This is a genomic window from Myxococcota bacterium, from assembly GCA_040387835.1.
Lineage (GTDB): Bacteria > Myxococcota > UBA727 > UBA727 > JABDBI01 > JAZKCZ01.
Window position 1 is genome coordinate 1 of the sequence record JAZKCZ010000001.1, and the last position, 25,773, is coordinate 25,773.

Consider the following 25,773-nt stretch of genomic DNA (forward strand, 5'->3'; position numbering starts at 1 on the left):
CTTTGCCAGAAGGCTCAGAAATGGTGATGCCAGGTGATAACGTCACCATCGTTGTGGATTTGATTACCCCGATCGCGATGGACAAAGAACTACGCTTTGCTATCCGTGAAGGTGGTCATACAGTGGGCGCCGGTGTGGTGTCTGAAATCCTAGAATAGTTTCTTGGCTGTCATCCCGCACTTAATGCGGGATCCAGCCTCGTGCAAAACTGGATCCCGGGTCTACGCCCGGGATGACAGCGAGGTTTTAGGTCGCTAGCTCAATTGGTAGAGTATCGGTTTCCAAAACCGATGGTTAGGGGTTCAAGTCCCTTGCGGCCTGCCAAATATAGAAAGTCTTTTTTAAAGCCCTCTGAGGGCTTTTTTTATTTTGCTATCGAAGGACAGTGCCGGTATTGTGAGCCGCATGCCAGATTTTTCAGGTTTCTACGCCCTGCCTATTGCTGAGCGCCAAGCTCGCCTAGATGTCTCCTTTACCGGCGGGCTTGAGTTTGAAACCGCTGATCAGATGATCGAAAACGCCATTGGTACCTTTTCGCTTCCTCTAGGCATCGCTTGCCATTTTGTGATCGAGGGAGAGCCTCTCTGGATCCCGATGGCTATCGAGGAACCATCGGTGATTGCTGCCGCCAGTCGTATGGCCAAATTAGCCTCTTTTAGAGGCGGCTTTAAAATTGCTGTTGATGAACCCATCATGATGGGCCAAATTCAATTGCTGAACGCATCGGATTGGGACCATGTGGCCCAAGTTCTAATAGAACATCAAGAACGCTTAATCGAACTGGGAAATCAGCACTGCCCAGGTCTTAAGACCCGGGGCGGCGGTTGTCGCAAAATCGGCCTAAAAAATCTCAACTCCCGCATGGCCGTTGTCGAAATCTCCATCGACTGTCGTGATGCTATGGGCGCAAATTTGATCAACACAGTGCTTGAAGCCTTGGCTCCTGAAATAGAGCTGCTGACTGGCGCGCAAGTCGGATTTAAAATCCTGTCAAACCTATCTGACCAAAGATTAGCCAGAGCGTCTTGCGAAATTGGCTATCAAGCCCTCGCGGATGACAAAACCCACGACCAGGGTCGCAAAGTCGCTCAGCGCATGATTGATGGTTATGAATTTGCTAAACTCGATCCTTACCGTGCCTGTACCCACAACAAGGGCGTCATGAATGGCATCGGCGCCGTGGTGATAGCCACAGGTAATGATTGGCGTGCGGTGGAGGCTGGCGCTCACGCTTATGCCGGTACACGTCCGGGCGGCTACGGGCCGCTCACTCATTACGAAATGCGGGAAGACTATTTGTTTGCCAGCATTGAACTCCCCATGGCATTGGGCGTTGTCGGTGGCGTTACCAATGTCCATCCTACCGTAAAAAGTTGTTTACAGTTGTTGGGAAATTTCGGCAAAAGTGCTAAGGCCCTAGCAGGCGTCGTAGCTGCGGTGGGTTTAGCCCAAAACATGGCTGCTATGCGAGCCTTAGCAGCTGAAGGAATTCAAAAGGGCCATATGGCTCTGCATAATAGAAAGCAACTTTGATGGCAAATGCGTTCGGAAAAATCATCCTCGCTGGGGAGCATGCGGTCGTCTATGGTTATCCAGCCATTGCGCAGACGATCAATAAAGAAGTTTCCGTCAGAGCAAGCCAGAGCTTCGGCAAAAAAGCGACGTTCCATTTTTTACAACCCGCATTGAGCTCAGGTGGTGAAATTTTTGACCAAGTGCTGGCGCGTTTGACGGTTTTGTTGGGCGATCGGGTGCAAAAGCTGTCTTTCGATATTGAAAGCAATGTGCCAGGTGGCTGCGGCCTTGGCTCGTCGGCTGCTTTATCGGTTGCGTTGATACGGTCTGTTTTAGATTTTTACGAAGAAACGAGAACTTCGGGGGAAGTCGCTGCAATGGCGATGGACCTCGAAAAGATTTTTCACGGCAACCCCTCTGGCGTCGATCATACGACCATTGCCCATGAAGGCCTTATTTGGTTTCAAAAGGGCAAACTAGAGCCTGTGCTAAGTGCGAAGCCGTTGAAATTTGAAATCCTCATGGGCAGCCCACATCGAGGGACTTTGAAAGCGGTCCAATCCGTCCGAGATTTCTATGAAGCGGAACCAATGCGTGTTCGAAGCATTTTTGAAGAAATCGAAGCCCTTACCTACGCGATGCGCAAGGCAATCAAGATCGGCGATTTAAAGCAAGTTGGTTTGCTTATGAATCAAAACCACGCACTGCTTAAATCTTTAGGCGTTTCGACGCCCGAATTGGACGCACTTTGTGAGCAAGCACGCCAAAAGGGCGCCCTTGGCGCCAAACTTACCGGCGCTGGCGGCGGCGGCTGTGTGATTGCTTTAGTTTAACGAGCGAATTTGCTTAATACGTGGTTTTTAATTTCCTGAGGTAAGTCAATTTCCTGCAACATTGTCGTTAATAACCTTGTTGATACGATTTGCTGTCGCAGACGTTCGGGGTTTGTAGAGCCAACGGCAATCTGGATCTGATTGTTGGGGAAACGAGTTGCTCGAAACATAGAGATGGGGCCCTCTCCATCAAATTCGTACCAGGTCATATCTTGATCAACTTCTCTCAGCCTCCAACCGACTGGGGCGGAGGGGTCAATCACAGCCAATATGCTTTGTCCGAAAATTAGCAGAGCAATCAGACTTAAGAATTTCATTGTTTAATCTCCCAAACAACTTGTAACCTAGTTAGGCGGGTTATTATTCCGATATTAGGGAGATAGAATCTGTGTTTGCCACCTGGTGCCTTGACGTGTGTATTTGATGACGTCCGAGAGCTCATCGCTGCGATATCTATAAAAGACGCATTTTGAGGGTATGAATCTGAATCCAAGGTAGTGTTCGCTGTAAGGAACATCGCTTGTTTGAAATTTTGCTTCTAAAGCTGCGCGCGCTTTTTCGAGAGTTAGTTTTGTTTTTATTGGCTGACCTGAAGTCGGTGCGTAAGCGAGGAACCTCAACTGTGCCCACTTAGGATAGCTTTGCCAATAAGAGACATTTTCTTCCTGCGACAACGGTTGAATATGTCCGCTTAAAACAGCTTGGCGCATGCTTAACCCTAGCCAGAATGTCATAGAGGCCTGTGGATTGGATTTCATGTCTTGAACTTTCTGCGTACCGCTTTGCGTGAAAAATAATATGCCTTCGTCATCGGTGATGTTTCTGAGGGCCACTACACGACTATGCGGTTCATTTTCATAGGCAGTGGCTAAAACAGCATGCATCGGGTTTGGGGCACCCATATCTTTTTCTTGCTCTAACCATTGTTGTAACGTCTCGTACATTTCATACGTTATATGTCGCCCCTTCAGGGCTGGGAATGGAGGAGGGCGCGATGACCCAGGCACCTCTCATCGTCGTTGGCAGAATTAGCACCAGGATGACAACGTAAACGAATATGTTATATCATCGTCATGTTAAAATCTATTGCTTCAAATGTCCATAAAGGTAGTTTTCCGCACGTTGCTATTTTCGAAGGCAGTATTGAAAAGCGGGGCGCGTCTCGGATGGCGGCTTATGCTGCACTTAGAGCAGGGGCGGGGCTTGTGACGCTTCTGGTTGCGGATCCTTTACATAACGTGCCGGGTGATATGCCTGAGTTCATGAAACGGACGGCGTTTGACACGGATTTGACGGGATTTTCTATCGTGGTCATGGGTCCTGGGTTGGCGAGCCGGGACAAGATGGTTTTGGCTTCTACGATTTTCAAAGCAGCGCTTCACCAGAACGTGCCTATGATTTTGGATGCAGGTGCACTGGAGTTGCTATCCGAGCTGACGGCTGATGATAAAAGCGACTCTATTATTATTGCCACGCCGCATCCTGGCGAGGCGGGTAGGTTGCTGGGCGTTTCTGCAGAAGTGATTCAGCAGGACCGTGTGGGTGCACTGAATAGGCTTTTGGAAATATCGAATCGCTTACCAGTAAAAGTAATTTGGGTGTTAAAAGGGGCCAACACGATGGTCGCGGATGGTGACCGCAGACATATCTGTGAAGGCGATTGCCCTGCTCTAGCTGTCGGAGGCAGTGGCGATGTTCTGGGCGGCGCCATCGCGGGTCTGTGGGGTCGAGCCGATGACGCTTTTGACTGCGCGCGCATTGGGGTAGTAGCCCATTTTGCAGCAGGGCGCATGCTAAGCGCTAAAAGTCCGCGAGGACATTTTGCCAGCGAGATCGCTGATCAATTACCCGTCGCGCTCATGCAAGGCTAAAGTGCTTTCTTTTTTTCGTACATCCCGATGAGTTGAGCTTCTTCAAGAATATGACCTTTCATAGCCTTTTCGAGCGCCGCTTTGCCAGCAGTATCTTTTAAGTTAATCTTCTTATCCAGCGCATAGATCTTGAAAAAATAGCGATGTTTACCGCTGGGTGGGCATGGGCCGATGTAGCCTTTTTTGTCCCCGCTATTTCTGCCTTGACGGGCAGTAAATAATTCGGCTGAGGATTTTGAGCTGCTTTTAATGTTCCAAACTACCCAATGCGCAAAAGTACCGGAAGTTGCATCTGGATCGTCCATAATCAGTGCCAACGATTTGGCTTTTGCCGGCGCATTGTGCCACTCCAGCGCGGGCATCATATTGACACCGTCGCAGGTATATTCCTGTGGGATATCGCCACCATCTACAAAGACTGAGCTGGTGATTTTTAGCTTTTCTTTTGCGAAGAGCACCGATGACAAGCTGAGAAGAAGAATGATTTTCAACATGCTTGCAGGATAACATAAATTCGGCAAAAATCGCATCTCGCGGTTTTTATAGCTCGGGGCCTGAAGAATCCTTTATTGGCTCGCACAAAGTAAAGGTTAGTCCCACTTTTCTTGGCAATCTATAATCAAATAGCGGCTTAAATACCTCTACGACCGACCTATAATCTTTTTTGCAGCCATTTACGGACACATATGAATTGCGATTTTCCAGAACATATTTTTGTAGTTGGAGGAAAGTAAAGTCCCCAGTCGGATTGCTCGAATTTATTTCGGCATATTTACGGGCAGCACCGCATGTAGAAGCCCAAGCCAACCCCTTAATTTCATTTAATACACCAATAGCTGTCGCAGTTGCCACGGCCTCTAACTCACTCCACAGCCTGGTTAGTTGGCGCTTGAGCAACCAATCCAAAGCTATTTTAAGACAACTCCCACCCGCTGCCAAACATGCTGCTTGGTAATAGGTAGTGCAAAGCCAAGACGTGAGTCCCGGTTGCTCAAAGGTCGGCTCTTGATTGATCCCATCAGGTAAAGGTTGTTTACCGAGAACCGCAAAATCTGCCAGATTTTGACGCTCGTTTGTTCTTTGATCCAGCATGTGAGGGAACCTGTTATTGAGTTCTTTGAAACTGAATGCATTCGCAGTTAAGGCTGCAACGTGCAGAGGTGTATAGTTCCATTTTTCGGTGGAATTAAACCTAAAAAGCTTGAGCGCTTTTTGCACCGCTTCATCGTTGTCGTTTGAGATGGCATCGACGAGTATTTTAGCAAGACCGATCTGCTCTTGCCTAGGATAGTTTTCCTTTTGAAGCCAACGATCGAAAAATTCAATAAAGGTATGATTTACCTCAAAGTTTGGGATTTCAAGATCATTTGTACGCGGCACACTGGTGCTATCAGGGGAATTTTTCACCAAGGTGAGGTACCCCGAATTAAATAGTAAAGGCCATATGGCGTCAGGTTTATCCAATTGATCGTCTGCAGTTAACTCTTTATTAATCACTTTGGTAATCAATTTACCCGAGCGCAGCCTCTCCAGGTCCTCCTGTATTCGATCATCAATCATTAGGCGATCTACAAAAGATGTCTGGTCGGTGCTTGTGGCGACCCAATAGGGGTCGAGTTTTCGTGTGCTGACATACTTGATTACCGACCAAGGGTTATATATCGTTTCTCCTCCAATCAAATAACCGTTGTACCAAGATTTAACGTCCTGCAACTCTGTGTCAGAGACAAAAGGTTTTAATAAATCTGTTACTTCTGTTTCAGTAAAACCATAATATTTAGATAAAGTGCTTGTTAGAAGATTGTCCTCCTCAAAGTTATTGAGGCCAGAAAACATGTTGGATTTCGCTATTCGTAAAATACCAGTAACGACAGCTTTCTCTAGGTGCTCATTATCCTTCAGCGCTGGGCTCAGCATGCTGCGCATAAATGCTATGGCTTCCTTAAAGAGTTGGTCGCCTATGAGATCATTCAAAAGGGCGTCATATTCATCAATCAAAACGTAAACTTTTTTATCATGGTGTCTATGTAGGTACTCGATGAGCACTTGTAGAGAGGCGGACAGGTCAACGGCTTTGAGCCATTCTTGATCGATATCTGCTTGGGAAAATCGGAAATAGGAGTCCAATAGGCCTGAAAAAACTTTGCGGCTCTCTTCATCTAACCGTTGGCTTTCTTTTAGATAGGCGTGGTTTTTATAAAGATTATAAATCTCCCTACCTACTTTCATTTTCATTTCTGTCAGAGTTTTCCCTTTTCCGTCTTTGAACGACAGGTATACGATGGGATATTTTCCTTGAAAATGGTCCATGATGCTGACTTCATGATCCTTAACGCGTGTCGTCGCCTTGAAGATATTTAAATCTTTAAAGAGTTCTCGATTCAGATTTTCGTCTAAGCTGTTGCCTTTAGCATCTACAGTAACGCCAAAAAAATACCTCAACATGCTCAGATTTAATGTCTTTCCCCATCGCCTCGGCCGCGTGATTAAAATGGCTGTTGCTGGGTTTTCTATAATAGCTTTGATTAATAAAGTTTTGTCGACAAATTTTCGATCGCTATCCACGACACTTTTAAAGTCTGCTTGGCCGATCGGTAGCCGGGTAGAGCGCATCGATGTCTGAGCGTCGACGTTTGCTTGCGTGAATACCCAAATTAAAAGGGCTAGCCATGGCGTTCTAGTGGAAACTATCCTATTTATTAATATCATTAGCAACGAAACTATCCCGTTGACCATCTTTTGACAAGGCTACATTAAAATACGTTGCCAATGACAAAATAGAATCGAGGAGAGTATTGCTCAATAGGACTTGTGCCGACGTCAAATCTTAATACGACTGCTTTGTCCCACATGATGCGAAGGCCGCCGCCGAAACCAAGCGATGGCTCGAAGGGTTCTTGATCCAAGGTGCTCCTGTCCCATGCGACCAGACCTAAGTCTGCAAACGAAGCAGCGGCTAAGTCAAAGTCCCATTTCCAGAGCTTAAAGTTGACGAAGTTATAACGCAGCTCAAATTGCTTGTAAGCTTTCAGACGCCCTGGGAAGTATTGCTCTCTAAGGCCTCTGCCAACATCTTGGCCACCGAAAGTATTGTAGTATCGCGTGGTCCCGCCCACTCGAACAATTTCTTGCAAAGGCGCTTTGCCGGCCATCGCGTCGAAAATGATTTGGCTGGCGAGCACTAGACGCTTATTTGGAATTAACGGCACATAGCCTCGTAGACTTAAATTAACGCCTAAATAGCTCCAGCTGCTTCCCCAAAAAGGTGAGGCTTCTCGCATGGTGGCTTCCAACCAATAGCCAGAAGTGGGCGAAGGCTCAAAATCTCGGTTATCGATCAGGATTCCCGCTTCCAAAACACTGGCAAAGCCACTGCCGTCGTTTGAACCAAAATCTTTTTCGTATAGGCTGTCTGCATAGGCGCCTTTTTCACTGAAAGTGCCTTGTTGATAGAAACTGCCGCGCCAAGAAGCGATAATCTCGACCTTGTGAGGCATGGGCCGAAGGCGCCACCTGCCATCGATGGTGCCGAATGCTTCCCAGTACCGTGTGAGATAATAATTGGGATTGGCATTCAAAACAGCGCAATTGGCACGCATGCCTTGGCCGCAATAGTTTTCATTCGGCATCACTAAAAGGCCAGCCAGAGAACGAATTCGAAGCGGCATGTCCAAAACATCTAAATAGTCAAAGCGCAGGCGATGCGATTGCATACCGCTGGTCATGAAATAGATCTGTCCGTCGATTTCATATTTATAGGGACTAATATCGGCTTCTTTTCGATAAAAAGAACCTACCGCGCCAAAGCCTGTACCAAAGCCGGATGCGTAACCAACGACTGGAATGCCGACATAACCATAATCATTTTTTGGCTCGCCCGGTTCCGTCTTTGCTGCTCCTGGCATGGTGCCCTCATCTTGAGCGAAAAGAGAGGCGCATAAAAAGAGCAGTAGGACTATTTTTGTCATGGGTTAGCCTTGCAGAGCGAGGTTTACTTGGTCTTGAACAGTTTTCAAAAATGCATCAAGTTCTAAAGTCATGTCAGATAGCTCGCGCGGTGTTTTTGGATAGGCGATGACTTCGGCATAGAATTTGATTTTTGGCTCGGTTCCACTGGGTCTAACAATTAATCTCAGGTCATGATTCCCGCTATAAATGAGTAGGCCCGGATGAGCTGCCGTCTGCTTTTCGAACCCTTGGATGTTCTCTGAGCGAGCTAAGATGGTTTTAAGCTCACCCCTACACGACCAGGCAAGCGATCGATGAAGTCCGTAAGTTAGGGAGAGCCGGTCTAACTCATCGAAAACGGTTTTATTTTGCCAGGCTAATTCGGAAAATAGTTGAGCGAAAGCGACTGCCGCAGAGATGCCGTCTTTATCTCGCACATGATTGCCCACGCAGTAACCCAACGCTTCTTCATAGCCAAATAGAAACGCTTCGTTCAAGCTCGCTTCTCTCTCTAAAGCTTGATGCGCGATATTGGCAAAGCCTGTGATGGTCTCTGCGTAGCTAACGCCGTTTTTAGCTGCAATCTTCGACAGCATGCGGGACGACACCACCGTGCTCATAACCAAAGGCTGTTTATCTGAGGGCTGTCTATTTTCGATGAGATAGCTCCCAAGCAAGACCCCGATTTGGTTGCCGGTCAGAGCCGTTTGGCCAATGCATACGGCTAAGCGATCAGCGTCCGGGTCATTGGCTAAGATTAAATCCGCTTGCGTCGCGTTTAGCGCCGCTAAAGCCTCGTTTAAAGCGCCAGGTTCCTCAGGGTTTGGAAATTCAACGGTTGGAAAGTTGCCATCTGGCTTTGCCTGAGAAGCGACCATATGAACGTTGTGAAAACCCGCGCTTTCCAGCGCGCGCGTAGCGAAATCGCCGCCGACCCCATGCATGGGCGTGTAGACGATTTTAGCAGTGGTTGGAGCACTGCCTCGAGTGGGTAAGGACGCGAAATAAGCGTCAATGACTGATTCGGGCACAGCGCTCGGCGTTGCCTGGCTCAATGTAATTTGTCCGAAGTCTGGGGCGTTATCTAAGACAGCTTCGATGGCGTTCGTATGAGGCGCGATCAGTTGTGCACCATCTTCGCCGTAGATTTTGATGCCGTTATCTGCCGGAGGGTTGTGGCTGGCAGTTATCATAATGCCTGCGTTGGCTTTTAAGTAAGTGACCGCAAACGCACAAATAGGCGTAGGAACCATTTTCTGAAAAACCGACGCTTCATGACCAGCAGCGTTTAAAATTTGAGCGACCAGGATCGCGTAGTCATTGCTGTGGTGGCGTCCGTCAAAGCCAATTACCACTTTGCTGTTTGCAGACAGGTATTTTGCTACAGCGTAGGCGATTTTTGCGACAGAGACCCGATTTAGCCGCATTCTTCCAGAGCCCATCTTTGCCCTGAAGCCGGCTGTGCCAAATCGCCAGAGGCCTTCAAATCTTAAGCTGAGCTCATCGCTTGCATCCTGCTCTAGGAGCTGACGGATTTCGTCGGCATAGGCTAGCTCGGGTTCTTCTTGTAAGTACCGCTGAATGAGATTTTTCATTGCGGATGTGTTATGACAAGCCTTATGCTCAATGTCGACCATTTGATTGAACAAATTCAGAAGGTTCAGCCTTTTCGAATGCGGGGAAAAGTCTTAGAGTCAACAAGCTTGATCATTAAAGCTTCTGTCCCGAACTCTCGTGTCGGCGATTTGTGCTACGTGACCACTCAAAACGAAGAGGCGCCGCTTATCAAAACGGAAGTCGTCGGATTTCAAGAAGGCATTGTTTATCTGATGCCGCTTGGGGAACTCGAAGGCATCGGCCCCGATTCCGAAGTCATACCCACCGGAAAGCCTTTTTCAATTAAATGCGGCTACGGCCTGCTGGGCAGAGTATTAAACGGCGTTGGCGAGCCAATGGATGATGGCGAAAAGCTCAGCCAGGTGGATGGATTAATTGACTGGTCTGTCCATCGGGAAAGCCCAAACCCCTATACTCGGCAACCAATTGATCGCCACATTTCGATGGGCGTCAGAGCCATTGACGGTTTGCTAACCATTGGACGCGGACAGCGTATGGGTTTGTTCGCAGGCTCGGGTGTGGGTAAATCTACTTTAATGGGGCAGATCGCTCGTAATACCGAGGCCGAAATTGTAGTCGTTTGCTTGGTAGGTGAACGTGGCCGTGAAGTATTAGAATTTATTCATGACTCTTTAGGCACCGAAGGCCTAAAGCGCGCGGTGGTCATTGCCGCAACGTCGGATACGCCGCCGCTGGTTCGCCTTAAAAGTTGTTATGTCGCAACGGCGATTGCCGAATGGTTTAGAGACCAAGGCCGCGATGTATTGTTTATGATGGATAGTGCGACCCGATTTGCCAGAGCTCAAAGAGAAATCGGATTGGCTTTGGGCGAGCCGCCTGCACGGCAAGGTTTTCCACCAAGCGTGTTTGCGTTGATTCCCCGTATTATGGAGCGCACAGGTAATAACGAAAAGGGTTCGATTACAGCGCTTTATACGGTTTTAGTGCAAGCAGGCGATATGGAAGAGCCAATCGCCGATGAAGTACGTGGTATTTTGGACGGGCACATTGTGCTGAATCGTGCCTTGGGCGAAAGAAATCATTGGCCCGCGATTGACGTGTTGCCGTCTTTAAGCCGCGTGATGGTTGGCATTACGACGCCGGAGCATCAAAAAGCGGCCGGGCATTTGCGCGAAAGCATGGCTAATTACGAGAAAAATCGCGATTTGATTTTGCTGGGCGCCTACAGCTATGGCACCGATCCAAAGGTCGATTATGCCATCGATAAATACGAAGCGACTGAAAGCTTTTTGAGGCAAAAAGTTGATGAAAACACGCCTTTTGATAAGACCGTCCAGCAACTCGCGGATTTGTTTGCTGATGCTGAGGACCTCGGTTGATGTACCCCCTGCAAACTTTGTTTGAGATTCGCGAACGAGCGAAGAAGGCAAGCGAAGAGAGTTACTCTAAGGAAAAGCAGAAGCTGAACGAAGCTGAAAAAAAGCTGCATCAAATGGAAGACGAACTCAAAGCAATGAAGGCTGCAAGGGAGCAAAAACGTCAAGAGTACTTTGATAACCTCTCCAGCGGCAGTCTCAAAATCGACGCCATCAAAATGGGCCATCGACACCTAGAGATGCTCGAGCAAAAAGAAGAGCTGTTTAAATTGACCATTGAAGAACAAAAGCGTGTGGTTCAGGCCGCCCAGGCTCGTGTCAAAGAAGCTCTAGAAGCCATGACCAAAGCAACTGAGGATTACAAAGTGCTGGAAAAGCACAAAGAAAAGTGGGCGAAGGGACAGAAAAAAGAGCTGGAAAAAAAAGAGGAAGAAGAGGCCGACGACATCACTCAGTCTCGGTATACTCTGCATTTGAAGGAGCTTAAGGATGACCAACCGAATCGATAACCAGCAAATTGCCCGTCAACTACAAATTAGAGCCAGAGAGACGCAAAAAAAGCAATCTGTAGAGTTTCAGCAGACTTTAGAAACCAGCATTCAAGCGGGCGCTAAAGCTAAACAAACCAATCCTGGCGACATATTGAATCGCTACGCAGCAGCCGAAGAAGCAGAAAAACCCGCGACTACCGAAAGCAACGAATCTTCGGAGTTGGGCGCAACCCGTGCAGCTCAAACGAAAGAAGAAAAGCCCCAAAAATCACAGAAAAAGCAAGACACCCAAACGGCTCATGCAGATAGGCAAGCCGAAAAGAAAAATGACAAAGTTGCGCTCGATATTGCGGTACAGCGTAAGTCGCAGCAAGAGCAAGAAAATGGCGAGTCCGGTACTGGCGGGCAAGGTGATTTTTTTCAGCAGGCGATACAAATAGGCCTGAACGCTCAGTCCGTTGAGCAAGTCGCCGCCCCGCATAATGTTAGTTTGCCACCTGGGGCACTGAACGAAATTGTCGATAAAATCTATGTAGGTGTTGATCAAACGGGCGCCTCTCAATTTGTCATTGAACTTAAATCCGATGTTTTAAATGGCGGCCAGATTCAAGTAACCGCTCAGGGCAAGAATATTAAGCTTAAGCTAAGCGGTCTAAATTATGCCTCTAAGCAGACCGTTCGGGCAGCTGAAGGGGATTTGAAGCAGCGATTGCAGGGCAAGGGTCTGACGCTTTCAAGCTTAGAGCTTTGAGAGCAGTATTGATTGCGAACACCCGCTAAAGCTAGTAAACCCTAGGCACAAGTCATGGTTAAACCAAAACATACAGGTCGGTATATTGTTCTGACATGCTTAGCGATTTTGCTGGGTGGGATTTTGTATGTTGCTGGTAAGACCCCGGAAGTTATTCGGGTCGCTGTGGCCGAAGTGCGTAGCAACTTATGGCGCAATCACGGCATTAGACTGGAGCTAGGAAAAATTTCGATTCAGGGCTTTTTGACCGTTGGCGTCGATGGCTTTTTGCTTGAAAAAAAAGATATTAAGCTTTTTATCCAGGCTAAGTCTGTCAAAGCACGGCTTTCACCTTGGCAATATTTCAGCGAAGGAAATCCGGTTAGTCGCCTGGAAATTGATACTCCTGAAGTGATTGCGACAGTTGAATCAAATTCGTCTGAACAACCAGGGCTGAAGCTAAATTTTGCTTTGAGTGAGCTGGTTATCTTAAACGGCCGGGCTGAGATACATTGGAAAAATAAAGTCTTTTCCATTTTGGATCTGCAGACTCATGCGCGCATCCATCCTAAGCGAGTTGATATTTATCAACTGTCGGTGCAAACGCCTGAAGTTTCTCTTAAAACCGACGGTGTGATTCACCTGGAAGATCTTAAATTCGTTGGTCTTCGCACCGCTATGAAGTTTGAAATTTCGGGCGCGCTTCAGAAAATTCCCGAACTCAGAAATCTTAAAATTCCCTTGGAAGGGGACTTTAAGCTAGAAGGCCACATTCGGTATCCGTCTTGGGAAGGTGGCTGGGAAATGGAAGGCCAGACGCTTGTAAAGGATATACGCATTGATGATGTTCGAATCCACTCGTTGGCAGGGCCAGTCTATGTCAATCAGCATCAGCTAGAAGTTCGCAATCTCGAGGCATCCTTTGGCGGCGCAAAGCCTCGCGTTGGTGGTATTTTATACCTGGACAAGCAGCTGCGTTTTGTTGCTGAGTTAAATGGCGCCCAGGTTTCGCTCTATGAATTATTATCCGATTTAAACGTCAAAAAATCTTGGGTCGATCTTAACTTGGATGTGAATGCCAAAATAAAAGGGCAAATCCTACCTGAGTTTTCGCTGACGGGCCAAGCATCTGGCAAGGCTGATTCATTGGTTGTTCATGATAGAAAGCAGCTGTTATTAAAATCAGCCTATCCTATGCGGTTCGATATGGGGCTGTTTGTCGATAAGCACGCTTTCAAATTTAAAAATGCCTCGATTACCGATGGCAAAAGCAAGTTTGATATCAATTGCGACCTCTATTTAGACCATCGACACGGCATGTGGTTGGAGGGAGAAATCGATCGCATAGATTTTTCGACTTTAAAAAATCGCATTGCTGATGGGCAATATTTTGGAACCGGTGAAGGACGGATATCGATTGATGGTCCCTATGAGCACCTGGTCATCAGAGGGCCCGTTCATGTAAACGATTTTGGTTTCGATGATTTTAAATTCGGCGATATTCGTGGCCTGTTAGAATTTAGGGAAAATATCCTCAGTGTTAGATACATTCGGGCCAAGCAAAGGTCTTTGGAGTATGAGGGCAATTTATCCCTCGATTTTGACGCCAAACCCCTGCGCATTGGCATGAACGCAGAGCTAAAAAAGGGCCAGGCTGAAGATTTACGAAAATTTATTATCCCGCAGTTGGCATCTTTTGAATGGTTTGGTCCCTTGCAAGGAGAGGTCGAGCTTCGAGGGCCTTTGGCAGCTGGTCATTTCGATGGTTTGATGGGACGGGTGGCGCTGCAAATCGGTCCCGGCGGCCAGTTGTTCGGCAAACAGGTCAATTCGGGTACGATCATGCTGACCGCGGATGAGAATAAGGCCAATCTAATTGCGTTGGAGCTTAACTCGGAAGTCGGCAAAGCATTTGTTTCTGGCGAGTATGATAAAGCCTCTAGACAAGGCACAGGCCTGTTAAAGCTGGCCGAGACACCTGTTGGCCGCGTTAATGCCAGCTTGCTGATACAAAATAATCGTTTTTTGGCCGATGGTCTTATTGAAGATGCCAAGGCTGCGGTGCATTTCGGCCTCGATTTAGAAAAAACGTTGCCTTACGAAGCACAAATTTCGGTTCCATACGGCCCACTAAAAACATTGTTTCCAAAAATAGCCGAGCTGGAAGATTCGGGTGTTCAAGCCGGCATTCGGGCAGATGCTCGGGGCGAGCTTACATCGCTCGCCAGCTCCAAGGCATCGATTGAATTGTTCCCCGCAGTTTTCCAGCTTGGCACGCTACGCTTTGTGGCTTCACGTACGGTTAAAGTGGCATACGAGAACAAAGCCCTAACGATTACGCCGGAAATTTTTAAAAGTCTTCATGGAGACTGGATCGAAATTGGTGGCGTTGTAAACGCGCAGGAGATGGCCTTGGAGGTGAAAACCGAAGGCGACCTCTGGCTGCTGACGCATTTAGATGACCGAATCGAAGGCGCTTATGGCAACTTCGATGCGAAAATTAAAGTTCTTGGCCCGCTTAAAAACCCAGGTTATTTCGGCAAAGCGACTATTTCTCCAGGCTCTTATATATCTTTGCGGGATTACCCGCCGGGTCTTAAAGATCTTCAGGGCGTTATTAATTTTAACGGAACCAGTGCGACGGCAGATTTAAGGGGTAGCGCTGACCAGGGTTCATTTAAACTGCTTGGTCTTGCTAATTTTCACAATTCTTCGTTTGATAGTTTAAGAATTGATTTGCAAAAGATGCCTATTTATTATGGCAACTTTTTAAGCGGCACGGCCAATGGCTATTTGAAGTTGGAAGGCCCCTTTAAAGAACCGACTTTAGAGGGCGATATCAAACTGTCCGACGTGTTAATTACCAAAGAGCTCGACCCCACGGAGTTTAAAGGCCCCAGGTCAAGAGCTAGAAAGCAGGCTGTTAAGTTTGACTTGGCATTAAGCGCAGAAAACCCGGTTCGGATTGAAACCAAATCTTTGCATGGCGAATTAATCGGCAATGTGAAGCTGATTGGCACTTCCAATGCGCCTGGCCTATTGGGCGAGCTCACCATGACTTCAGGCGAAATTTATTTTCGAAACAACTATTACCAAATACTTAAAGCTCGGGCCAGTTTCGATAATCCATTTAGGATAATGCCCTACATCGATTTGGAGGCGAATACACAGATTTTGGATTACGACGTAACAGTAAGGGCACAGGGGCCTTTGAATAAGCCTAAGCTGTCGTATTCTTCCAGGCCAAGTTTGCCGCAAAGTGATTTGGTGAGCCTCATCACTTTTGGATTTACGAGCAGGGATAACAGAGACAATTTAGGCGTGGCAAGAACCGCAGGCCTTGAGGCGTTTTCTATGTATTCAGGTCTAGGCGATCAGGTGATTAAAGCGTTACCGGGAGGCGCCGTTGATGAACTTCGCCTGGGTACTTTGTACAACCAAAATGGTGGTGTTACCTCGTCTGTTGTTTTAGGCATGCAGGTGTTCAAAGGCATGCGTCTGCGCTTTCAAAGTGCGCTGGTGCAAAACTCTGAAGGTAATCGTGAAAAGCGCCTGGAGCTTGAGCGGTATATCAACCGGCGCTGGCGCTGGCGTTTGATATGGAATTCAGAAGGGATTACTAACTACGGTGATGCGGGTGCGGATTTGTGGGTTCGATGGGATTTTTAATTTTTTTCATACTATTCTCGCTTTCTGCTTGGAGCGCTGAGATTCAGGTCGTCGGCTCAAGGGTATTTCGTGCCGAGACAATCAGATCTTGGATGCAATCCAAAATAGGCGAGAAAGAAGTGGACGTTCGCCAACTGGATCAGTGGCGAGTTCGACTTCAAAGCCTCTACCGACAGGCAGGCTTTGTTTATGCTCAAGTCGATTTCGAAAAGCCGCGAAAGGACACGATTATTTGCCGCATCAAAGAAGGCGAACAAATACTTATTGGCAATATAACTGTTGTTGGTAGCAGTTATTTCTCAGACGAGCTCTTGCGTCGAAAAGTCATTGAATTTGCACGTGCCGAACCTATGGAGCCTGGTTGGATGGATTACGACCACCAAGAAATCAGTTCTATTTTAAATCCGCGCCGAAAGTTTCAATGCGACAAAATAATTCCTGTTGGAAACCAATCAACCATTGCCCCGCCGCCTGGGTGTAAAAATCAGCCCGATCCTGTGTTCTTCGAAGCGGGTGCGCTGCCTTATAATAAAAGTTTGTTTTTGAAAGCCAAAGATTTCTTAGAAGACTTCTATTTGGATAATGGCTTTTTAGATGTTCAAATTTTTGGGCCTAAAGAAAGCGAAATCATTGGTGGTCATTGGGTAAATCTTCAGTACCGCATTATCGAAGGGCCGCAGACCAGAATTAGCAAAATCGTTTTTGAGGGCATGGTTCCAAAGATTAAAAACCCGCCAATCCACGTTGGGGATCCGCTGAATCACGATAATGTGGAAGATTTCCGCGTCCAAATCGAAGAGTATTTCTGGAACCAAGGTTATCCCAATGCTGAAATCGTTACCAATATTAGAAACGACGAAATTTATTATCAAATTAACTTAGGCGAGCGCGTTAAGATCGAAAAAATCGATATTGTTGGTAACCAACTTACCAAAACACCGGTGATCAGACGTCGCTTAACGCTGAAGGCTGGCGACTGGTACTCTTTGGAAAAGATCACGGAGTCGCGCTCTAGAATCTTGCAAACAGATCTATTTTCCGATGTCAGCATTGATTTAAATGGCTCTACGTTGATTATTAGCGTGAAAGAAAGAGACCGCAATACTTTCGAGCTTGGGATGGGCGCATCACTTGTCGACGGCCCCAGACTGACAGGTATTTGGCAGCACCGTAATATCTTAGGCCTCGGCATTACTTTTCGAACTCGGGCGCAGGTTAACTATCCAGCTGTATTTTATGACCTGCCGGTTTTGTATTCGCCGCAGGTGAGCGCTGCACTGAAAAATCAGACGTCCAATTATATCGCCGGCCGGGTTTCTGCGGGGTTTTTGTATCTTAAGATGCTGAGCATTCCCTTTGATTTGGATTCATCGATTGATGTCAGTGCTGAGCGGGTGTTGCAGCAAGCTTATGTACTTAACAACGTATCATCGACTTTATCATTCTTTTCTCAGGTTTTGCCTAGGTTAAGACTAACGCCGCAGTTGGAACTTGAGTATGCGAACTTCGATTGTCCTACCTGTGGGCAAAGCAACCGCATGGCGAATGTCGCGACCCGGTTTGACCAAGGGATTGTCAGGCAAGGTACAGTTCGATTGCTTTCTTTATGGGACGGTAGAGATAACACTTTGCTTCCGAAAAAGGGTTTTACGGTGGAGCTTAATACTGACTTTGGTATCGGGGATGCCGAGTCTGCGAAAGTTACCTACGTGAAATTGGTGGGGGGTGTGACCACCTATGTTCCGTTGGTCAATCGCTTGAAGTGGGTTTTTAATGTCAGAGCTGGTGGGATTTGGAATGTTGGTGCTGGCGAGTATGTGCCATTGTTCAAACGCTTTTATTTAGGCGGCACCAACTCGGTTCGTGGCTTTCAAGATAATCAGATTTTCCCGGTGGATGATACGCAAACGAATTTAGTCAGTTTGGGCGGCAGCTACATGATCTACGCCCGTAACGAACTTCGCTTTCCCATTGTCGGTGATTTGGAAGGCGGCATCTTCATCGATACAGGCGAGCTCATGCTGCAGCTAAAAAGTTTTGATTTTCAAAAGCTGGCACTAGGAACTGGCATGGGCATTCGCTACAACACGCCGATCGGACCATTAATGCTCGATATCGGTATGCGCATCTTTGACGCGGGCCGCATTCCTAGAGACAGCTTTATCAGCCTATTTGGTCTGCACTTTTCAATCGGTAACGCCATATGAGAGTTGGGTATACGCTCGGCATGGGCATTGGGCCCGAGATATTTCCGCTGGCGCTGGAAAGGGCTCGCGTCCCAGCTGGTACGGAATTTATCCTATGCGGCAATCAGCATGATCCTCAGGGTGCGCTGTTGCACGCGATCGAGTTAGCCAAACTGGGCGAAATAGGCGCACTGGTGACCGGCCCCGTGCGCAAATCTATATTAGAAAATATTGATGGCCGATCCTACCCCGGGCAGACAGAACTTTTGCATGCGCATTTGGCCGCAGATGCATCGCCGCCTCTAATGTGCTTTGCCGGCGGGCCTTTCTTGTTAGGCTTGGCCACTGTGCACACACCCATTCGAGAAGTCTCGAGCTTGCTAACCGAAAAGTTGCTCAGTCAAAAACTACAAAGATTAATCGAAGGCGCAGCCAAAATGCTGAATAAGCCGGAAAAGCAGGTTCATGTCACCGTGTTGGGCCTAAACCCTCACGCAGGCGAGGGCGGGTTAATCGGCGATGAAGAACAGCTGGTGATTGAACCCGTTATCCAGCGCTTCCAAAAGGAAGGCTACCAAGTTGTCGGCCCAACACCTGCCGACGGATTTTTCGGTTACCGCATGCATCAATTCAAGACCGATGCAGTCTTGGCGATGATGCACGATCAAGGCCTAGGCCCTTACAAGCTTCATTGCAAAGGCAAGGTGGCCAATCTAACCTTCGGTCTGAAGATCTTACGAGCAAGCCCCGCGCATGGCACAGCGGAAGATTTGGTAGGCACCGGCCGGGCGAATCCCGATTCCTTAATCAAGGCGGTCGAAATTTTGACATCCATGCAAAGCGGTCTATAGTTTGCTTATGAATAAGCCAAAACTAACTTTCATCGTTATATGTTTATTTATTCTTCCGCTGCAATTTGCGAGGGCTGAATTTGAACTCGCGCCGAAGTACACCATCTTTTTTACTGAGCAGCAAGTATATCAAGGCGCTGGTCTTGAACTGCGTATCCCCAACGCAGATTTGTTTGATTTTGGTTTTTTTGTGCAGGGCCTAGGTGCTACCAAAGGTGTTAAAGGCTATCTGTTTGATATTGGACTGTTCCCTCGATTTAAATACGTTTATGATACGGTTGATTTGAAGTTTGAATTCTATTGCACCGTTCCATTGGGAGCGACCTATGGTAGCCACCAAAGCGTTGTTGCTAGCGGCATTACTTACCCTGGAGTAAATTACATCCCTAGCGCTGGTATGTTGATTGGTTTGTTGCCAGGCGTTAGTTTTGGCATTGGGCAGCATTGGAGCATATTTACGGAACTCGGTTTCAATTATCGCTACCTCGTGCCAAGTAGCATACGCTTTGATGCTGCCGGATCTAAGTCGATTAAGCCGGACAACATCCATATGCTGGGCGGCGTTTGGAACGTCGGTGTGGCTTTCCGCTTTTAATTTTATAGGCCGGTCATTTTGAAAGGGACGCTCCAGGTCCCTATTTTTATGCCTTCAGCATTAAATAGTGTCGCGGAAATATACATAACCGTATTGTTGGGAAAATCGCTTGCGGGCTTAATTTCGGTAATATAGCGGTTTTGTTTTTTTTGAATCTGTGCGGTGGATGGCAGGGGAAAACCGTCGGCATTCGTAAATTCAACCTGCAGCTTTTCATCTGGTTTGAGATCTTGCTCCCAGTGGAAGCTTAGCGGTCTGCCTGAAACCTGCCAGGGTGTCTTATCAGAGAGCTCGGCTTTCTTGGGAATTGGGCCACATAAGTCCATGACTTTGTTGAGGTGATAAGTGTCTGGGCCATGAAAGCCTTGTGCGTTGCTGCAGTGCTGAGGCTTTTCCCGCTTCACCACCGGTAGATTGTCATAACGCGCATATAAAATCGGAAAAGCCAGCGCCGAAATTTGCGACTTATGCGCGTTTGGAGACTTTTGGCAGGCGAGACTCATCAGCAATAGGCAAGACAAAGTGCCAATCAACCGGTACCTCACGAAATAGCCTCTCTCAGCGCAGCCTCAAGAGCCGCTTTGCCATCGGTTTTCGCGTCACGATATTTGACGATGACAGGGGTTGAAACACTTAAGCCATGCTCAATGGCGAAATCGCCTTTGGCTTTGCGAGCCCCGGGTACGAGCACGGCGTTTTCAGGAACTCTACCAGTCCAAATCTTTTGATTGATGAGGTCGTAAATTGGGGTGCTGGAGGTTAAGATGACGCCAGCAGCAATCACCGCACGTGAGCCTACTTGAATGCCTTCGTATAGCCCCGTGTTGCCGCCGATAAAGGCGTCGTCTTCCACAATGACAGGGCTTGCGCCAATCGGCTCTAAAACGCCGCCGATTTGTGCTGCAGCAGAAAGGTGCACACGCTTACCGATTTGAGCGCAGCTGCCTACAAGCGCATGTGAATCTATCAGCGTGTGCTCGTCTACATAAGCTCCTACGTTAATATATGCGGGCGGCATGATAACAACGCCCTTGGCTACGAAAGCGCCTCGCCGGATGGCGCTGCCACCGGGAACCAATCGAATTTGGTCGGCAGGACTTAAATGCCTGGTGGGAAACGCCTCTTTGTCGACAAACTGGCCCATTTGAACGATGGTGCTCTCTCTAAATGCCGTCAGAATCGCTTGTTTGACTTCAAGGTCTGCTTCCCAAATGCCGTGGCTGTTTTTAAAAGCCGCTCGGCGCTTGCCAGATTCCAGTTGGTCTAAGATTGTTTTCCAGTCAGTTGTCGACATAGCTTTTTATATGCTCCTACAGCCTCTGCTAACTCAGAGACCAAGATTTGCTCATTTGCAGTATGCGCATGCAAAATAGAACCAGGGCCTAACAAAATCGGCGTGCCAATTGATTTAAGGTGGGGAACATCCGATCCAAACCGAACCACGCAAGTCTCAAACCCTTCGATCTTTTCGAAGAGTATCGGCGAAGAAGCTGTTAAAATATTGAGCTCCGTGCTGTCATGGATGAGCGAGCGAATATCTTGCTGCAACTTTTCATGATCAATCGTGGTTCTCATCACACAAAGTGCGCTGGCATGGTCTGCAATAACATTCGCAGCGCGGCCGCCTTCGATGGTGCCGATGTTGAGCGTAGTTTGGCCAAAAGTTTCGTGATTCGGCCAAGCATGATGCAGCAAGCTGTGCATGTCGTGGATCAGTTGATGTATCGCTGAATGACCAGTCTCTGGATAGGCGCTGTGGCCTGTCTTGCCTTTGGTTGTTAAAGTAAAGGCCAACGCGCCTTTCATCGCCGAAGCAATTTTTAAATCGGTCGGCTCGCCATTGATAAAATACGAGACGTCCGGCGCAAAGCCCTGTGCAGCTGCTTTGGCACCTTGGCTGTTGGTTTCTTCGCCAACAAGAAATAACAGGCCTACCTCTTCAAAATCTCTGGCCGCGCAAATCATGGCCGCCATAATGCCCTTGGCGTCACAAACACCTCGACCAGTTAAAACGCCATTGTTTAACGCTGGGGGGATATGCGGTGGGACAGTGTCCAAGTGGGTTGTGAGTAAGATTTTCGGTGGGCGTTTGGTGGCGAGTAAATTAGCTCTGCCGTCAGGAGACAGGGTTTGAAAGGAAACTTCGTAACCTTCGTTGCCCAACAGGTCGGCCACAAAGTGAGTCAGTGCTTGCTCGCTTCCGGTCGTGGAAGGAATCTCGCACAGCGCTAATGTAAGTTCGGTGACGTTCATTTTAGGTGAGACGCGAATACATCGAATTGCTCTTGATGGAAAGAACCCCTGGCTTTGAGCACCAGCTTTTTATGAATTTGGCTTTCTAAGAATTCCAGATTGCCAGACTCATTGCTTCTCATGAAGTCGATGACTTCTGGGTGTGCTTGAACAACAACTTGCGTTTCGTTCGCGTTCCAAGGACGTTCTAGGAGCTCTCTAAAGACTTCGTAGGCGACACTTCGTTTGGATTTGATGGTACCTTTGCCATCGCAGTAAAAGCAGGATTCGCACAGCAAGTGCTCTAGGCTTTCCCGTTTACGCTGGCGGGTCATTTCCACTAAGCCGAGTTCGCTGATTTTAATCACGTTGCAGCGGGCTTTGTCTTTTTTTAAGCAGTCTTGAAGCAGAGCGATGACTTTTTCACGGTCATCTTCATGTTCCATATCGATGAAATCGATAATAATCATGCCGCCGACGTTTCTAAGCCTAAGCTGGAAAGCGACTTCTTTGACGGCTTCCAGATTGGTTTTTAAGATGGTTTCTTCTAAGTTTCTTCGGCCAACGAAGCGGCCGGTGTTGACGTCCACCACAGTGAGCGCTTCGGCTTGATCGATAACAATATAGCCGCCGGAGCGCAGCCATACTTTTCGATTCATGGCGCGGGTAATTTCAGTTTCGATCGAATGCGAAGCAAATAAGGGATCGGGACCCCGATGCATTTCAATGCGGTCGCACAGCTTCGGATCCATCAGCTCAACAAATTTGCGTACCCGCTCGAATGCCTCCTGGTTATCAATGATAATGCGCTCCAGATGGTCGTTGGTCATGTCCCTGGCGCATTTGAGCAGCAAATCAAGCTCGGGTTGGACCAAAGACGGCGCGGGAAGTTGCGTGCTTCGCTTCTGAATGTCTTGCCAAAGGGAAACCAAAAAAGCGCAGTCTTTGCTGAGTTTTTCTTCAGATACGCCTTGAGAAATCGTTCGGGCGATAAAGCCTGTGCCTGGGGGAGAATTTTTTTCTAAGATACGCCTTAAGCGCTCACGTTCAGTTTCATCAACAATTTTGCGGCTGATGCCGATATGAGGCGAAGTTGGTAGGAAAACAACATGATGCCCCGGAATCGAAGGATTGCAATTAACCCTCGGTCCTTTGGTACCGATGGCATCTTTCATCACCTGCACAAGCACGGTTTGGCCAGGTTTTAGCAGGTCCTGAATAGAAATCGCCGGTCTTTGAAAGCGCTCTTCGCTTTCCACAGGCTCATCGCTTTCATCGTAAGGCTCGTGCGGCAGGATATCGCCGACATAAAGAAAAGCCGATTTCTCAAGGCCAATGTTTAAAAACGCGGCTTGCATACCAGGCAATACGCGCTGCACTTTGGCCAAGTAAATATTACCCACCAAACCTTTATCGGCATTACGCTCCAGCATGAGCTCTATCAGCTGGCCATTTTCTAAAAGGGCCACTCTGGTCTCAAAAGCTGTGGTGTTAACTAGTAGCTGATGGCTCAACCAAGACCTCTGCCTCTTTTCGCCATGGAGGTACCAACGTATGTGTGTTTAATGCGACCCACGCTGTAAATGCGTCTTTCTGCCAGGGTTTTGGATGCATTCAAAGTGGTGATGTTTTCGGCTTTCGCGATATTCAGCACTTGCGTGACAATATCGAAAATGCCGCTGGCCTGTCGCATCGCTTGCTTGCGTTCATAACGAATAAGCTCGTTGGCCACATTGATTAAGCCACCAGCACTAATCACAAAGTCGGGGATATACAAAATGTTACGCTTTTCGAGCTCAACACTGTGTTTGTCTTCATCCGCCAACACGTTATTGGCGCTGCCCGCAATGATTTGGCAGTTAAGCCTGGAGATGGTTTGGTCATTGACCACCCCGCCAAGGGCGCAAGGGATAAAGATGGTGCAGGGTACGTCGTAAATTTTGTCAGGCGCTACGAATTCAATGCCCGCAAATTCTTGGTTAACGCGCTTAATATTGTCGGCATTGGTTTCGCTGGCTATCACTTTGGCACCTGCGGGTACCAAATGCTGCAGCAGGTGATATCCGACAGCGCCAACACCTTGCAAGGCAACGGTCATGCCTTCTAATGAATCTGAGCCTGTTTTAAATAAAAGCGCCGCTTTAATGCCTTGAAAGACACCATAGGCAGTAACGGTACTGGGATCGCCTGAGCCGCCAAAAGCGCGGTTGATACCGGTCACATAATCGGTTTCCATCCAAACCCAAGCCATGTCATTGACCGTTGTGCCGACGTCCTCGGCGGTAATGTAACGGCCGGCCAAACTTTGAACAAAGCGACCGAACACACGAAAAAGTTTCTCGTTTTTCATGGTCTTCGGATCGCCAATAATCACCGCTTTACCGCCACCTAAGTTAAGTCCAGCAGCTGCAGCCTTATAGGTCATGCCTCGCGCTAGACGCAGCGCGTCTTTGAGAGCATCTTCTTCGCTGGCATACGGCCACATCCGACAACCGCCTAGCGCTGGTCCTAACGTGGTGTTGTGAATCGCGATAATCGCTTTCAGACCGCTTTCTTTGTCGTTGCAGAAGAGTACTTGTTCGTGATCGCGTTCGGCCATTTCATCAAAAATTTTCATTTATGCTTTTACCTCGCCTTCAAAAACAAATCGGGCGGGCCCTTTCATCTGCACCCTAAGGCCCTCATCGGTGTGACGAGCGGTAATATAAAGGTTTCCGCCTTTTAAGTGAACCGTTATTTCTTGCGATTGGCCTAAAAGACCGTTTTGAATGAGAAAAGCCGCCGCCGCGCATGCCCCCGTACCGCAGGCTAAAGTTTCACCAACGCCTCTTTCGAAAACGACGACCTCAATTTCCCGGTCGTTCATAATTGTAACAAACTCGGTGTTAACCGAAGGATCGATAAGTTTGCTGTCCACCGGCCCTTGAATGACCAAATGAGGATTGCCCATCGAAACCCGGTTTCCTTCGATTTGCGCCACGCCCATATCAATGGCCCAGCCTTCTGCTTCACGGGTGCATCGCTTCAGGCCAGCATCGGTCATGATTTCTGAAACCAAATGGCCTTGATCAAATAACCACTGCGCGACACACCGAATGCCATTGCCGCACATCTGTGCCAGGCTTCCGTCTGCATTAAAAACCTTCATCCACCAATGCTGACTTTCTCGATAGACAAAAATGACCCCGTCAGCGCCCACGCCTGAATGCCGATGACATAGACCGCTAACTTGTAATGGGCTCAAGGAAGGCTTGCCAGAAACGAGAATAAAGTCATTCCCCAGGCCTTCGTATTTGAAAAAAAGCATGTTTGGCTTATAGAAGAAGGCATGTTGAATGGCAAATGGATGATAATTTTAGGGCTTTTAATACTAAATGGTTGCGCACCTCAGCTTGAGCAATTGCCAAAGGCACCCAAAGCGAAAGAAGAGACCTTCTGGCTAAAGAAAAGTCTCTACGGCGGTATTTTGTATGACGACTATCGTTACAGACTACTCAGCCCAAAGCCTTTCGATGAACTAAGACACCTGAAAACTTTGGGCGGCGATTGGATTCTACCCCCGCCTTCCGACGAAGTGGTGCCCTTTGGTACGCGCGTGAGCATTCAGAAAATTGAATGGCCGACTGGGGCGAATATCATTAAAAGGCCTATCTTAACGCCCCGCAATTTGCCTTGGATTTATTTAACCGTTGCTTTAGACCGAGGCTCTGTCACGCTCAACCGCGACAAAACTTATATCTTGCTAGTTCCCGAAGAGATTAAAACGGAAACAGCTTTAAGAGCATGGCTACAAACTTACTTATCCAAAGAAGATAATAATTTGTGGTTTTTGAAATTGAGCCCTGCGCAGAAAAAGAACATTTTGGACCCCTCGAAATAGGCCCGCTCCATAAACTGT

The 25,773-nt window shown here is 47.8% G+C and carries 24 protein-coding genes and 1 tRNA gene; 13 read left to right on the plus strand and 12 right to left on the minus strand.

Going from position 1 to position 25,773, the window contains the following annotated elements; genetic code table 11:
* From tuf to mvk, 4 genes are all read left to right on the plus strand, one after another.
* The coding region (gene tuf / locus V4534_00005) for an elongation factor Tu (protein MES2503243.1) at positions 1 to 158 on the plus strand (158 nt) is incomplete at its 5' end.
* A 90-nt stretch (positions 159 to 248) separates the two neighbouring features.
* Positions 249 to 324, plus strand: a tRNA-Trp gene (locus V4534_00010).
* An 81-nt stretch (positions 325 to 405) separates the two neighbouring features.
* A complete protein-coding gene (locus tag V4534_00015; protein MES2503244.1) occupies positions 406 to 1,533 on the plus strand; it encodes a hydroxymethylglutaryl-CoA reductase, degradative in 1,128 nt (375 codons plus the stop codon).
* A complete protein-coding gene (gene mvk, locus V4534_00020) occupies positions 1,533 to 2,348 on the plus strand; it encodes a mevalonate kinase (GenBank protein ID MES2503245.1) in 816 nt (271 codons plus the stop codon). Before V4534_00015 ends, mvk begins: the two co-directional genes overlap by 1 nt.
* On the opposite strand, the gene V4534_00025 is transcribed toward mvk, so the two are convergent.
* Positions 2,345 to 2,665 (minus strand): hypothetical protein, encoded by a 321-nt coding sequence (locus tag V4534_00025; GenBank protein MES2503246.1) that lies wholly within the window; start codon positions 2,663 to 2,665, stop codon positions 2,345 to 2,347. The genes mvk and V4534_00025 overlap by 4 nt on opposite strands.
* A gap of 54 nt (positions 2,666 to 2,719) precedes the next feature.
* Positions 2,720 to 3,292 carry a pyridoxamine 5'-phosphate oxidase family protein gene (locus tag V4534_00030; protein ID MES2503247.1) on the minus strand — a complete coding sequence of 191 codons (573 nt, stop codon included), beginning with the start codon at positions 3,290 to 3,292 and terminating at the stop codon, positions 2,720 to 2,722.
* 129 nt (positions 3,293 to 3,421) lie between these two features.
* Here V4534_00030 and V4534_00035 point away from each other — a divergent pair, with 129 nt between their 5' ends.
* A complete protein-coding gene (locus tag V4534_00035; protein ID MES2503248.1) occupies positions 3,422 to 4,219 on the plus strand; it encodes an NAD(P)H-hydrate dehydratase in 798 nt (265 codons plus the stop codon).
* Here the strand turns inward: V4534_00035 and V4534_00040 are convergent.
* The 4 genes from V4534_00040 to V4534_00055 are packed head-to-tail and all read right to left on the minus strand — an operon-like array spanning position 4,216 to position 9,762.
* Complete coding sequence (locus V4534_00040; GenBank protein MES2503249.1) at positions 4,216 to 4,713, minus strand: YbhB/YbcL family Raf kinase inhibitor-like protein; 498 nt, start codon at positions 4,711 to 4,713, stop codon at positions 4,216 to 4,218. The two genes, V4534_00035 and V4534_00040, sit on opposite strands and share 4 nt — an antisense overlap.
* Before the next feature lie 46 nt (positions 4,714 to 4,759).
* A complete protein-coding gene (locus V4534_00045) occupies positions 4,760 to 6,955 on the minus strand; it encodes an AAA family ATPase (GenBank protein MES2503250.1) in 2,196 nt (731 codons plus the stop codon).
* Between the two features lie 17 nt (positions 6,956 to 6,972).
* Complete coding sequence (locus V4534_00050) at positions 6,973 to 8,187, minus strand: BamA/TamA family outer membrane protein (protein ID MES2503251.1); 1,215 nt, start codon at positions 8,185 to 8,187, stop codon at positions 6,973 to 6,975.
* 3 nt (positions 8,188 to 8,190) lie between these two features.
* Complete coding sequence (locus V4534_00055; protein ID MES2503252.1) at positions 8,191 to 9,762, minus strand: phospho-sugar mutase; 1,572 nt, start codon at positions 9,760 to 9,762, stop codon at positions 8,191 to 8,193.
* Positions 9,763 to 9,774: 12 nt separating this feature from the next.
* Between V4534_00055 and V4534_00060 the strand changes: the two genes are divergently transcribed.
* The 7 genes from V4534_00060 to V4534_00090 are packed head-to-tail and all read left to right on the plus strand — an operon-like array spanning position 9,775 to position 19,643.
* Positions 9,775 to 11,124, plus strand: a complete 1,350-nt coding sequence (locus V4534_00060; protein ID MES2503253.1) for a FliI/YscN family ATPase — start codon at positions 9,775 to 9,777, stop codon at positions 11,122 to 11,124.
* A complete protein-coding gene (locus V4534_00065) occupies positions 11,124 to 11,630 on the plus strand; it encodes a hypothetical protein (protein ID MES2503254.1) in 507 nt (168 codons plus the stop codon). Before V4534_00060 ends, V4534_00065 begins: the two co-directional genes overlap by 1 nt.
* Complete coding sequence (locus V4534_00070; GenBank protein ID MES2503255.1) at positions 11,611 to 12,363, plus strand: hypothetical protein; 753 nt, start codon at positions 11,611 to 11,613, stop codon at positions 12,361 to 12,363. The genes V4534_00065 and V4534_00070 overlap by 20 nt, the downstream gene beginning before the upstream one ends.
* A 54-nt stretch (positions 12,364 to 12,417) precedes the next feature.
* Positions 12,418 to 16,011, plus strand: a complete 3,594-nt coding sequence (locus V4534_00075; protein MES2503256.1) for a translocation/assembly module TamB domain-containing protein — start codon at positions 12,418 to 12,420, stop codon at positions 16,009 to 16,011.
* Positions 15,999 to 18,218, plus strand: coding sequence for a BamA/TamA family outer membrane protein (locus tag V4534_00080; protein MES2503257.1), 2,220 nt, complete (start codon positions 15,999 to 16,001; stop codon positions 18,216 to 18,218). Before V4534_00075 ends, V4534_00080 begins: the two co-directional genes overlap by 13 nt.
* Entirely contained in the window at positions 18,215 to 19,048 is an 834-nt protein-coding gene (locus V4534_00085) for a 4-hydroxythreonine-4-phosphate dehydrogenase PdxA (protein ID MES2503258.1), read from the plus strand. The genes V4534_00080 and V4534_00085 overlap by 4 nt, the downstream gene beginning before the upstream one ends.
* A 7-nt stretch (positions 19,049 to 19,055) precedes the next feature.
* Positions 19,056 to 19,643: a hypothetical protein gene (locus V4534_00090; protein ID MES2503259.1), complete on the plus strand. Its 588-nt coding sequence runs from the start codon at positions 19,056 to 19,058 to the stop codon at positions 19,641 to 19,643.
* Positions 19,644 to 19,645: 2 nt separating this feature from the next.
* Here V4534_00090 and V4534_00095 read toward each other — a convergent pair whose 3' ends face one another.
* From V4534_00095 to V4534_00120, 6 genes are read right to left on the minus strand one after another with little or no spacing between them, the layout of a single operon-like run.
* Positions 19,646 to 20,146 (minus strand): hypothetical protein, encoded by a 501-nt coding sequence (locus tag V4534_00095; GenBank protein ID MES2503260.1) that lies wholly within the window; start codon positions 20,144 to 20,146, stop codon positions 19,646 to 19,648.
* A gap of 38 nt (positions 20,147 to 20,184) precedes the next feature.
* Positions 20,185 to 20,937 carry a 2,3,4,5-tetrahydropyridine-2,6-dicarboxylate N-succinyltransferase gene (locus tag V4534_00100; protein MES2503261.1) on the minus strand — a complete coding sequence of 251 codons (753 nt, stop codon included), beginning with the start codon at positions 20,935 to 20,937 and terminating at the stop codon, positions 20,185 to 20,187.
* On the minus strand, positions 20,907 to 21,896 hold the full coding sequence (locus V4534_00105; GenBank protein ID MES2503262.1) for a M20/M25/M40 family metallo-hydrolase: 990 nt from the start codon (positions 21,894 to 21,896) through the stop codon (positions 20,907 to 20,909). The genes V4534_00100 and V4534_00105 overlap by 31 nt, the downstream gene beginning before the upstream one ends.
* Positions 21,893 to 23,389 (minus strand): Rne/Rng family ribonuclease, encoded by a 1,497-nt coding sequence (locus V4534_00110; GenBank protein MES2503263.1) that lies wholly within the window; start codon positions 23,387 to 23,389, stop codon positions 21,893 to 21,895. Before V4534_00110 ends, V4534_00105 begins: the two co-directional genes overlap by 4 nt.
* A complete protein-coding gene (locus V4534_00115) occupies positions 23,386 to 24,492 on the minus strand; it encodes a Glu/Leu/Phe/Val dehydrogenase dimerization domain-containing protein (protein ID MES2503264.1) in 1,107 nt (368 codons plus the stop codon). The genes V4534_00110 and V4534_00115 overlap by 4 nt, the downstream gene beginning before the upstream one ends.
* Positions 24,493 to 25,182, minus strand: a complete 690-nt coding sequence (locus V4534_00120) for a diaminopimelate epimerase (protein MES2503265.1) — start codon at positions 25,180 to 25,182, stop codon at positions 24,493 to 24,495.
* A 21-nt stretch (positions 25,183 to 25,203) separates the two neighbouring features.
* Here V4534_00120 and V4534_00125 point away from each other — a divergent pair, with 21 nt between their 5' ends.
* A complete protein-coding gene (locus V4534_00125) occupies positions 25,204 to 25,755 on the plus strand; it encodes a hypothetical protein (protein MES2503266.1) in 552 nt (183 codons plus the stop codon).
* Positions 25,756 to 25,773 lie beyond the last annotated feature (18 nt).

Bases quoted from the DNA above. Each gene is read 5' to 3' on its own strand.
- V4534_00045 (MES2503250.1), bottom strand. From the start codon at position 6,955: ATGGTCAACGGGATAGTTTCGTTGCTAATGATATTAATAAATAGGATA.
- V4534_00050 (MES2503251.1), bottom strand. From the start codon at position 8,187: ATGACAAAAATAGTCCTACTGCTCTTTTTATGCGCCTCTCTTTTCGCT.
- mvk (MES2503245.1), top strand. From the start codon at position 1,533: ATGGCAAATGCGTTCGGAAAAATCATCCTCGCTGGGGAGCATGCGGTC.
- V4534_00070 (MES2503255.1), top strand. From the start codon at position 11,611: ATGACCAACCGAATCGATAACCAGCAAATTGCCCGTCAACTACAAATT.
- V4534_00090 (MES2503259.1), top strand. From the start codon at position 19,056: ATGAATAAGCCAAAACTAACTTTCATCGTTATATGTTTATTTATTCTT.
- V4534_00035 (MES2503248.1), top strand. From the start codon at position 3,422: ATGTTAAAATCTATTGCTTCAAATGTCCATAAAGGTAGTTTTCCGCAC.
- V4534_00115 (MES2503264.1), bottom strand. From the start codon at position 24,492: ATGAAAATTTTTGATGAAATGGCCGAACGCGATCACGAACAAGTACTC.
- V4534_00060 (MES2503253.1), top strand. From the start codon at position 9,775: ATGACAAGCCTTATGCTCAATGTCGACCATTTGATTGAACAAATTCAG.
- V4534_00125 (MES2503266.1), top strand. From the start codon at position 25,204: ATGTTGAATGGCAAATGGATGATAATTTTAGGGCTTTTAATACTAAAT.
- V4534_00095 (MES2503260.1), bottom strand. From the start codon at position 20,146: ATGAGTCTCGCCTGCCAAAAGTCTCCAAACGCGCATAAGTCGCAAATT.
- V4534_00065 (MES2503254.1), top strand. From the start codon at position 11,124: ATGTACCCCCTGCAAACTTTGTTTGAGATTCGCGAACGAGCGAAGAAG.
- V4534_00015 (MES2503244.1), top strand. From the start codon at position 406: ATGCCAGATTTTTCAGGTTTCTACGCCCTGCCTATTGCTGAGCGCCAA.
- V4534_00080 (MES2503257.1), top strand. From the start codon at position 15,999: ATGGGATTTTTAATTTTTTTCATACTATTCTCGCTTTCTGCTTGGAGC.
- V4534_00075 (MES2503256.1), top strand. From the start codon at position 12,418: ATGGTTAAACCAAAACATACAGGTCGGTATATTGTTCTGACATGCTTA.
- V4534_00120 (MES2503265.1), bottom strand. From the start codon at position 25,182: ATGCTTTTTTTCAAATACGAAGGCCTGGGGAATGACTTTATTCTCGTT.
- V4534_00105 (MES2503262.1), bottom strand. From the start codon at position 21,896: ATGAACGTCACCGAACTTACATTAGCGCTGTGCGAGATTCCTTCCACG.
- V4534_00100 (MES2503261.1), bottom strand. From the start codon at position 20,937: ATGTCGACAACTGACTGGAAAACAATCTTAGACCAACTGGAATCTGGC.
- V4534_00025 (MES2503246.1), bottom strand. From the start codon at position 2,665: ATGAAATTCTTAAGTCTGATTGCTCTGCTAATTTTCGGACAAAGCATA.
- V4534_00085 (MES2503258.1), top strand. From the start codon at position 18,215: ATGAGAGTTGGGTATACGCTCGGCATGGGCATTGGGCCCGAGATATTT.
- V4534_00040 (MES2503249.1), bottom strand. From the start codon at position 4,713: ATGTTGAAAATCATTCTTCTTCTCAGCTTGTCATCGGTGCTCTTCGCA.
- V4534_00030 (MES2503247.1), bottom strand. From the start codon at position 3,292: ATGTACGAGACGTTACAACAATGGTTAGAGCAAGAAAAAGATATGGGT.
- V4534_00055 (MES2503252.1), bottom strand. From the start codon at position 9,762: ATGAAAAATCTCATTCAGCGGTACTTACAAGAAGAACCCGAGCTAGCC.